Raw genomic sequence first — 7319 nt, 5'->3', positions numbered from 1 at the left:
TTTTGTAAATAATCATTGTAATTTACACTAAGTAAACACATTCAGTATGAGCATAAATATGTCCAATTTGTATATTGAATAAGTCTTAATATTATAATTATTGTCGCTTTTATTGTGTATTTTAATTGTTTACTTAATCAATTAAGAAAAAGTGTTGATCTTTCGTTCGTTTTTCATTATCGTTACATCTTAGTAACATTTGTTACAAGCTCATTAAGAGAAAACAAAGGACACACACATGAAAACAAATAAAATATTTAAACCTGCAGTATTATCGTTAGCAGTTTCTGCTGCGATGTTCTCTGGTTCAACAATTGCACAAGAAGCTTCTACTGCTAATGCTGCAGATGACGTTGAAGTCATTGCGGTAAGTGGTATTCGCGGTTCATTAATCCGTGCTCAAGCTGTTAAACAAGACAACAAATCAATCGTTGAAGCAATTTCTGCTGAAGATATTGGTAAATTACCTGATTCATCTATTGCTGAATCTTTAGCACGTCTACCTGGCCTTGCCGGTGAACGAGTTGGTGGCCGTACTTCAGGTATTTCTGTACGTGGTTTTAAAGAAGATTTCACCGGTACAACTCTTAATGGTCGTGAATTAATCGGTATCGGTGATAACCGTGGTGTTGAATATGATCTATATCCTTCAGAGATCATGACTGGTGCGACTATTTATAAAACTGCTGATGGTGCATTAACGACTCAAGGTATTGGTGGTACAGTTGATTTACAAACAGTACGTCCACTAAACGCAGAGCGTACATTAACAATCAACGGTAGTTATGAGCAAGCGGGTAACTCTGCAGATAATCCAGAATTTGATAACACAGGTAAGCGTTTTGCTCTATCTTTCATTGAAAAATTCGCGGATGACACTGTAGGTATAGCAGTTGCTTATGCTAATGCAGAGTCTCCGAATAACCAACGTAAGTATGGTGTTTGGGGTTACAATGCTACAGATACAGGTTTTGTTCCTGCTGGCTTGGATTTAAACAACCAGTCTACGTTATTAGACCGCGAAACTTTATCAACAGTAGTTCAATGGCAACCTAACGATAAGTTAGACATTGTTGTTGATGTATTGGATATTGAATATTCAGACTCAGGTGTATTACGTGGTTTTATTGAACCATTTGCTTTAGGCGCTTCGGAAGGTTCTGGCTCTACTGTTAGTGGTACTCAAGTTGGCGTTAATCCTGTACTTCGTACGGATCCATTACAAAAAGACGGTACTCTTGAAGCGTATGGTTTCAACCTAAACTATGCTATAGACGATACTTGGTCTGTAGAAGTTGATATTGCGCAAAGTGAATCTTCAAAGCGTGATTTGCGTGCAGAATCATATGCTGGTCTAGCACGTTCAGGTACGTTAACTCCAGATCAATTAGGTTCTCGTACTTTCCAAATGAGCCCTGATGGTGTCTTCTTTACTGGTCAAACAGGTCTAGGTGCATTCTCAGATCCTAATGCATTACAGTTAACGGGTCCTCAAGTTTGGGGTGGTGGTATGGCAAATATCGCTAGCCAATTTACTTCATCTGTATTGCAAGCAAATGGCGAACCGTTTAGCTACTTAAATGCGCAAGATGGCTTTATGAACTATGCAGATTTCGCTGAAGAATTAACGACTGCTAAGTTCCAAGTTGAAGGTGTATTAGATGGTGACTTATTCACTAATGTAGTTGTTGGTTTGAACATTAGCGACCGTTTTAAAGAAAAAATTAATAAAGGTTTATTTGCAACAGCTGATTCATATCCTTTATCTGACAGTATTCCTAGTGAATATGTTTACGGTTTAGCTAATTTAAGCTGGGCTGGTTTAGGTCAGGTTGTCGCTTATGATGGTTTTGCACCTTATTTCGATGGTACTTATTCACTTAATGATGCAGGTCTTTTAGAACCAGATCGTTTAGGTGACACGTTTACTGTTGATGAGCGTATTACAACGTTCTTCGCAAAAGTTGATTATGAAACTGAATTAGGTGATATGCCTGTATTTGGTAACGTTGGTTTACAATATATCCGTAGTGACCAATCATCTTCTGGTTTCATCGGTGTTGTTGGTGATAATTTCGCAGTGTGTGATGATGACAACAATGGTGAAGTAGATGATAGCTGCCGTATCACTGCTGGCGATAAGTATACTCATTTATTACCAAGCTTTAACTTAACAGCTGAAGTTGCAGATAATCAGTTTGTCCGTGTTGCTGCGTCTAAGACTATTTCTAGAGCTCGTATTGACCAAATGCGTGCATCTGGTTTCGTTAAATTTGATCAGAACATTTCGTTAATTGCTACGCCTAATACTTTAGAAGCAGTAAATGCTTATGGTAGCCCATGGTCTAAAGTGACAGGTAACCCAACTTTACGTCCACTTGAATCAAATAACTTCGACGTATCTTATGAGAATTATTTTGACGATGAAGGTTATGTTTCTGTAGCAGTATTCTATAAAGACCTAGTTAACTGGACGCGTGATGGAAATCAAGTTATTGATTTCACAAATGATCCAACGAATGGTGGTGCTAATTACTTCATTCCTGGATTCCATGACCGTATTATCGACCAAGATGGTCAATATGGACCGGAAAGTACTTTTTATTCACAAGGTGATTTAGTTACTCCTCCTGATTTTGGTGCATACAGCTTCTTCGAAGATGGTTTAACTGGCGAAGTAAAAGGCTTAGAAGTTACAGCTAACTTACCATTAAATATGGTAATGCAAGAGTTAGACGGTTTCGGTCTTGCAGCGTCTGTTACGTTAATTGATGCAGAGCTAGAGAATGGTGCGTCTATTCCTGGTCAATCTGATAGCGTTACGTCTTTAACTGCTTATTACACTAATGCCGGTTTTGAAGTACGTGTTGCGTATACAGATCGTGAAGGTTATACAACATATGAGCGTGGTGGTTCTAATAAGATTGCTGAAGCGTCTCGTGATGATGTAAGCCTGTTAGATGCGCAAATCAGCTATGATTTCTCAGAGTCTGATATGGAAGCATTACAAGGTCTTAAATTATCACTTCAAGGTACTAACTTAGGTGATGAAGATGAGATTTCTCGTGATGGTAACGGTCTAGCAACGACTATCCGTCAGTTTGGTCCGTCTTACTTACTTAACGTTAACTATTCTTTTTACTAAGATAGATTAAATTGTAAAGACCTCATTGCTTTAGCAGTGAGGTCTTTTTTTTGCATTATTTATTTTTGGTTTTAAATTAGGTAAAGTCAAAAATAAATAGTGCTCAATGCATTTATTATATGCAGAATAAGGCAATAACATGCAAACACCCATTAAAAAAGTGGTCATTGCTGGCGGTGGTACAGCCGGATGGATGACAGCGGCCTTGATGCAAAAAGTATTACAAGGACAAATTGAAATTGAGTTAATTGAATCTGAAGATATTGGTATCGTGGGTGTTGGTGAAGCAACCATCCCTCCCATACAAGTATTTAATCAATTTCTCGGTTTAGATGAAAAAGAATTTCTAAGAGAAACTAATGGTACGATAAAGTTAGCTATTCAGTTTGAAAATTGGCGTGTAGATGGTGAGTCTTATCTCCATACGTTCGGCGCCCCTGGTGCAAATGTAGGGTTTTGTAATTTTCAGCATTATTGGTTAAAAGCATATAAGTCGGGATTAGAGAAGTCCATCTGGGAGTATGATCTCAATTACTTATGCTGTATTGATGAAAGTTTTAACAAAATTAACACCCAAAATCCCTTATTTGAAATGCCTTATGCATATCATTTTGATTCATCTTTATACGGCAAATATCTACGGAAAATTGCTGAAAAAGGTGGAGTTATTCGTACCGAAGGAATTATTGAACATATTCAGCAAGATCCAACGTCAGGCCATATTACCGGGCTACAACTTAGATCAGGTCAACAAATTAATGGTGATTTATTTATTGATTGTACTGGCACTCGGGCGCTCTTATCGCAAAAGACTTTAGGTGTTGAATACGAAGACTGGTCTCATTGGTTAGCCGCAGATAGTGCATTGGCGGTCCAAACAAATCGTTTCGACAAAACGTTACCTTATACTCGCAGTATTGCTCATGATATTGGTTGGCAATGGCGTATTCCTTTAACGCATCGAAATGGGAATGGGATTGTATTTTCGTCTCAATACATGAGCGATGAGCAGGCGCATGACCGTTTGATCAATAATTTAGACTCTGAACCTGTTAATGATGTCCGTAAGATATCATTTAAAACGGGGCGTACCAAAGAGCAATGGCATAAAAACGTTATCTCTGTAGGGTTGGCGAGTGGATTTCTAGAGCCACTTGAGTCTACCAGTATCCATTTAATTCAATCAGCGATTGTACGCTTATTAAAGTTATTCCCACATCAAGGTATTCAGCAATCTGCTGTTGATTTGTATAATGAGGAATCAAAAACTGAATATGAAACTATTCGTGATTTCATCATACTGCACTATTATGTGAACGAACGTAACGACTCTGATTTCTGGCGTGATATGCGCACTTTACCTTTACCTGATAGACTCGCACATAAAATTCAGGTATTTAGTGATGTTGGTGAGATTTTCAATGATCAGCATGACATTTTCCGTGATGCGTCATGGTTGCAGGTTATGTTAGGTCAAGGAATATTACCAAAGGACTATCACCCATCAGTGAATCAAATGAGTGATGCACAGTTGTCTGATATGTTAGCTAAAGTTCATGCAGCAAAACGTCAACCATTAGCGAAAATGCTACCTCATGATGAGTTTTTAACACATTATTTGAAGGTAGGGTAATACTAAGAATAAAAATAATAAGGTGAAAAAATATGATGCCGCAACGAATTACCATTGTCGGTGGTGGCACCGCCGGATGGATGGCTGCGAATCTATTAGCCCATCATTGGCGCGAGCAGCCAATAGATATTACACTCGTAGAATCTCCAGATATCGGTATTATTGGTGTGGGAGAGGGATCTACGCCAAGTTTAAAGCGGTTTTTTGAAGACTTAGGTATTAGTGAATCACAATGGATGAGCCGTTGTAAGGCGACCTATAAAGTCAATATACAGTTTTCTGGGTGGAGTCCAAACTCGGGTGTTCATAGTTATAGTCATCCGTTTATTTCTCAGTTAGACACATTCAGTGAACGCCCTTTTCAAGTAAATTGTTACACACGTCGTCTTGGGCTAGATGTGCAAACAGACCCGGCTAAATTTTTATTCAACGGCTGGTTAGCAAAACATAATCTTCAACCCAATACTCCTGAACACTTTCCGTTTAATATTGAATACGGATATCATTTTGATTCTGGACTCCTCGGCCAATTTTTATGTGAACATTCTCAAACATTAGGTGTAAAACATCTGCAACGTAAGATTGAGCATATTAATCAACATCCTGACGGTAGTATTGCGAGTTTACAATGTGATAATGGTGAAATGATTGATGGTGACATGTTTGTTGACTGTACTGGATTTCAATCACTGCTCTTACAGAAAACACTGAATGTGCCATTTAATTCTTTCAAAGATAATTTGTTTAATGATGCTGCCGTCGTATTTCCGACGCATACCGATGATAATCAACCCGTAGAAACAAAAGCGACTGCTTTATCAAATGGTTGGGCCTGGCGGATCCCCTTAACGCATCGAACAGGAAATGGATATGTATTTAGTCGTGATTTCATTACTCCTGATCAAGCAGAACATGAATTTCGTCAACACCTAGGGCTGTTAGACAGCGATATAGAAGCACGGCATTTACAGATGAATGTCGGTCAGGTCAGTCAGCATTGGTATAAAAACTGTATTGGTTTAGGCTTGTCACAGGGTTTTATTGAACCATTAGAAGCAACAGCACTTCATCTTGTGCAAACTTCGGTAGAGCGCTTTATTGATGAATATGAAGCCGGTCATTTTTCTAATAAACGCCAAGATAATTATAATAAGATCATGACTGATACGTTTGAGCGTGTACGTGACTATATTGTAGCGCATTACAAACTCAACACGCGCGATGATTCTGAATATTGGATTGCTAACCGTAATAATGAGCATATATCTCGTCCTTTGCTAGAGCTCCTTGATGTATGGTTTAGGCGGGGCGATCTGACTCAACACCTTCGTGAGCATGGTAGTGAATCACATTTTAATGCTACTTCTTGGCATTGCTTACTATCCGGATATGGTGCTTATCCACCATTAGCCTTGAATCAACCGGGTACTGGAGATTTATATATAGATAATGATTTAGAGTCCTTTTTTAGACGTTGTTTGCTCAATTTTGGCACGTCTTTGAATGGATAATATAACAACGTTATCTCCACCCATACCTGGGGAAATTTGTTCAATTAATGATGCTGTGTTGTGGTGTCGTATGCCACTGCCATTAGCGCTAGATCATATTAATGTTTATTTAGTTAGAGACAATGGTGGTTGGGCAATCATTGATTGTGGTATGGCGACTAAAGCTACAAAAGCTGCTTGGGCGGATGTGATTGCTCAGCTTGATGGTCCAATTACTCGTGTGCTTGTCACACATATGCATCCAGACCATATTGGGTGTGCAGGGTATTTAACCGAGCTTTATCAGGTTGACCTTTACATGTCTCAAACCGAATATTATGCCGCTAGAGCTTTGTTTGCAGGCAATCAGGGTACCGATAATTGGCAGGATAAACAGTATTATCGTCGAGCGGGTTTCAATGAAGAACAGGTACAATTATTCACCCAAGGTAATGGCGGATTTAAGAAAGTTGTTTCACCTATGCCGATTAGTTTTAACCGATTAATACCTGGTACATCGCTATTAATAGGTGATTATGAATGGGCATTATTACTTGGGTGTGGTCATTCCCCTGAGCATATTAGTTTTTATTGTAAAGCACTTGATATATGTATTGGTGGCGACCAAGTATTACCTCAGATTACCCCTAATATTGGTGCCTATAGTACTCAGCCAAACTCTAATCCATTGTTTTATTATTTTGAAACATTACAAACTTTTGCTAATTTACCACAAACCACACTTTTACTCCCCTCGCATAAAACCCCAATATATGATATCCCTGCACGTGTTGAGGAGATTCACACTCATCACCATATACATTTACAAAATTTACTTGCTGCGTGTGAACAGCCGCAAACAGTAGTGTCATTATTACCAGTCCTTTTTCATCGTGAACTAGGTCAGCATGAACTTTTCTTTGCAGTCGCAGAATGTATCGCTCATTTAAATTATTTGGTCTATAACGAGCAGTTAGAAAAGCAATTAGACGAAAATGATGTTTTTCAATATCGGATTAATCGATTGATATAATCGAAATCATTCGTTTTA

General features: G+C 38.5%; 4 protein-coding genes. All 4 read left to right on the top strand.

All coding sequences use genetic code 11. From position 1 onward, the window contains the following. The first annotated feature begins 238 nt into the window (after positions 1–238). Positions 239–3145, top strand: a complete 2907-nt coding sequence (locus G2999_RS04040; protein ID WP_010178982.1) for a TonB-dependent receptor — start codon at positions 239–241, stop codon at positions 3143–3145. Between the two features lie 139 nt (positions 3146–3284). After that, complete coding sequence (locus G2999_RS04035) at positions 3285–4778, top strand: tryptophan halogenase family protein (RefSeq protein WP_010178979.1); 1494 nt, start codon at positions 3285–3287, stop codon at positions 4776–4778. A gap of 32 nt (positions 4779–4810) precedes the next feature. Next, positions 4811–6289 carry a tryptophan halogenase family protein gene (locus G2999_RS04030; protein ID WP_010178978.1) on the top strand — a complete coding sequence of 493 codons (1479 nt, stop codon included), beginning with the start codon at positions 4811–4813 and terminating at the stop codon, positions 6287–6289. Further along, complete coding sequence (locus G2999_RS04025; protein WP_010178976.1) at positions 6282–7301, top strand: MBL fold metallo-hydrolase; 1020 nt, start codon at positions 6282–6284, stop codon at positions 7299–7301. The genes G2999_RS04030 and G2999_RS04025 overlap by 8 nt, the downstream gene beginning before the upstream one ends. Positions 7302–7319: the final 18 nt, after the last annotated feature.

The sequence above is a fragment of the Glaciecola sp. HTCC2999 genome, from assembly GCF_000155775.1.
GTDB lineage: Bacteria > Pseudomonadota > Gammaproteobacteria > Enterobacterales > Alteromonadaceae > Opacimonas.
The sequence above is the reverse complement of the archived record's forward strand: the minus strand, read 5'-3'. Positions and strand labels throughout refer to the sequence as shown.

Excerpts from the sequence above, each read along its gene's own strand:
- G2999_RS04040 (WP_010178982.1), top strand. The coding sequence starts at position 239 with ATGAAAACAAATAAAATATTTAAACCTGCAGTATTATCGTTAGCAGTT.
- G2999_RS04035 (WP_010178979.1), top strand. The coding sequence starts at position 3,285 with ATGCAAACACCCATTAAAAAAGTGGTCATTGCTGGCGGTGGTACAGCC.
- G2999_RS04030 (WP_010178978.1), top strand. The coding sequence starts at position 4,811 with ATGATGCCGCAACGAATTACCATTGTCGGTGGTGGCACCGCCGGATGG.
- G2999_RS04025 (WP_010178976.1), top strand. The coding sequence starts at position 6,282 with ATGGATAATATAACAACGTTATCTCCACCCATACCTGGGGAAATTTGT.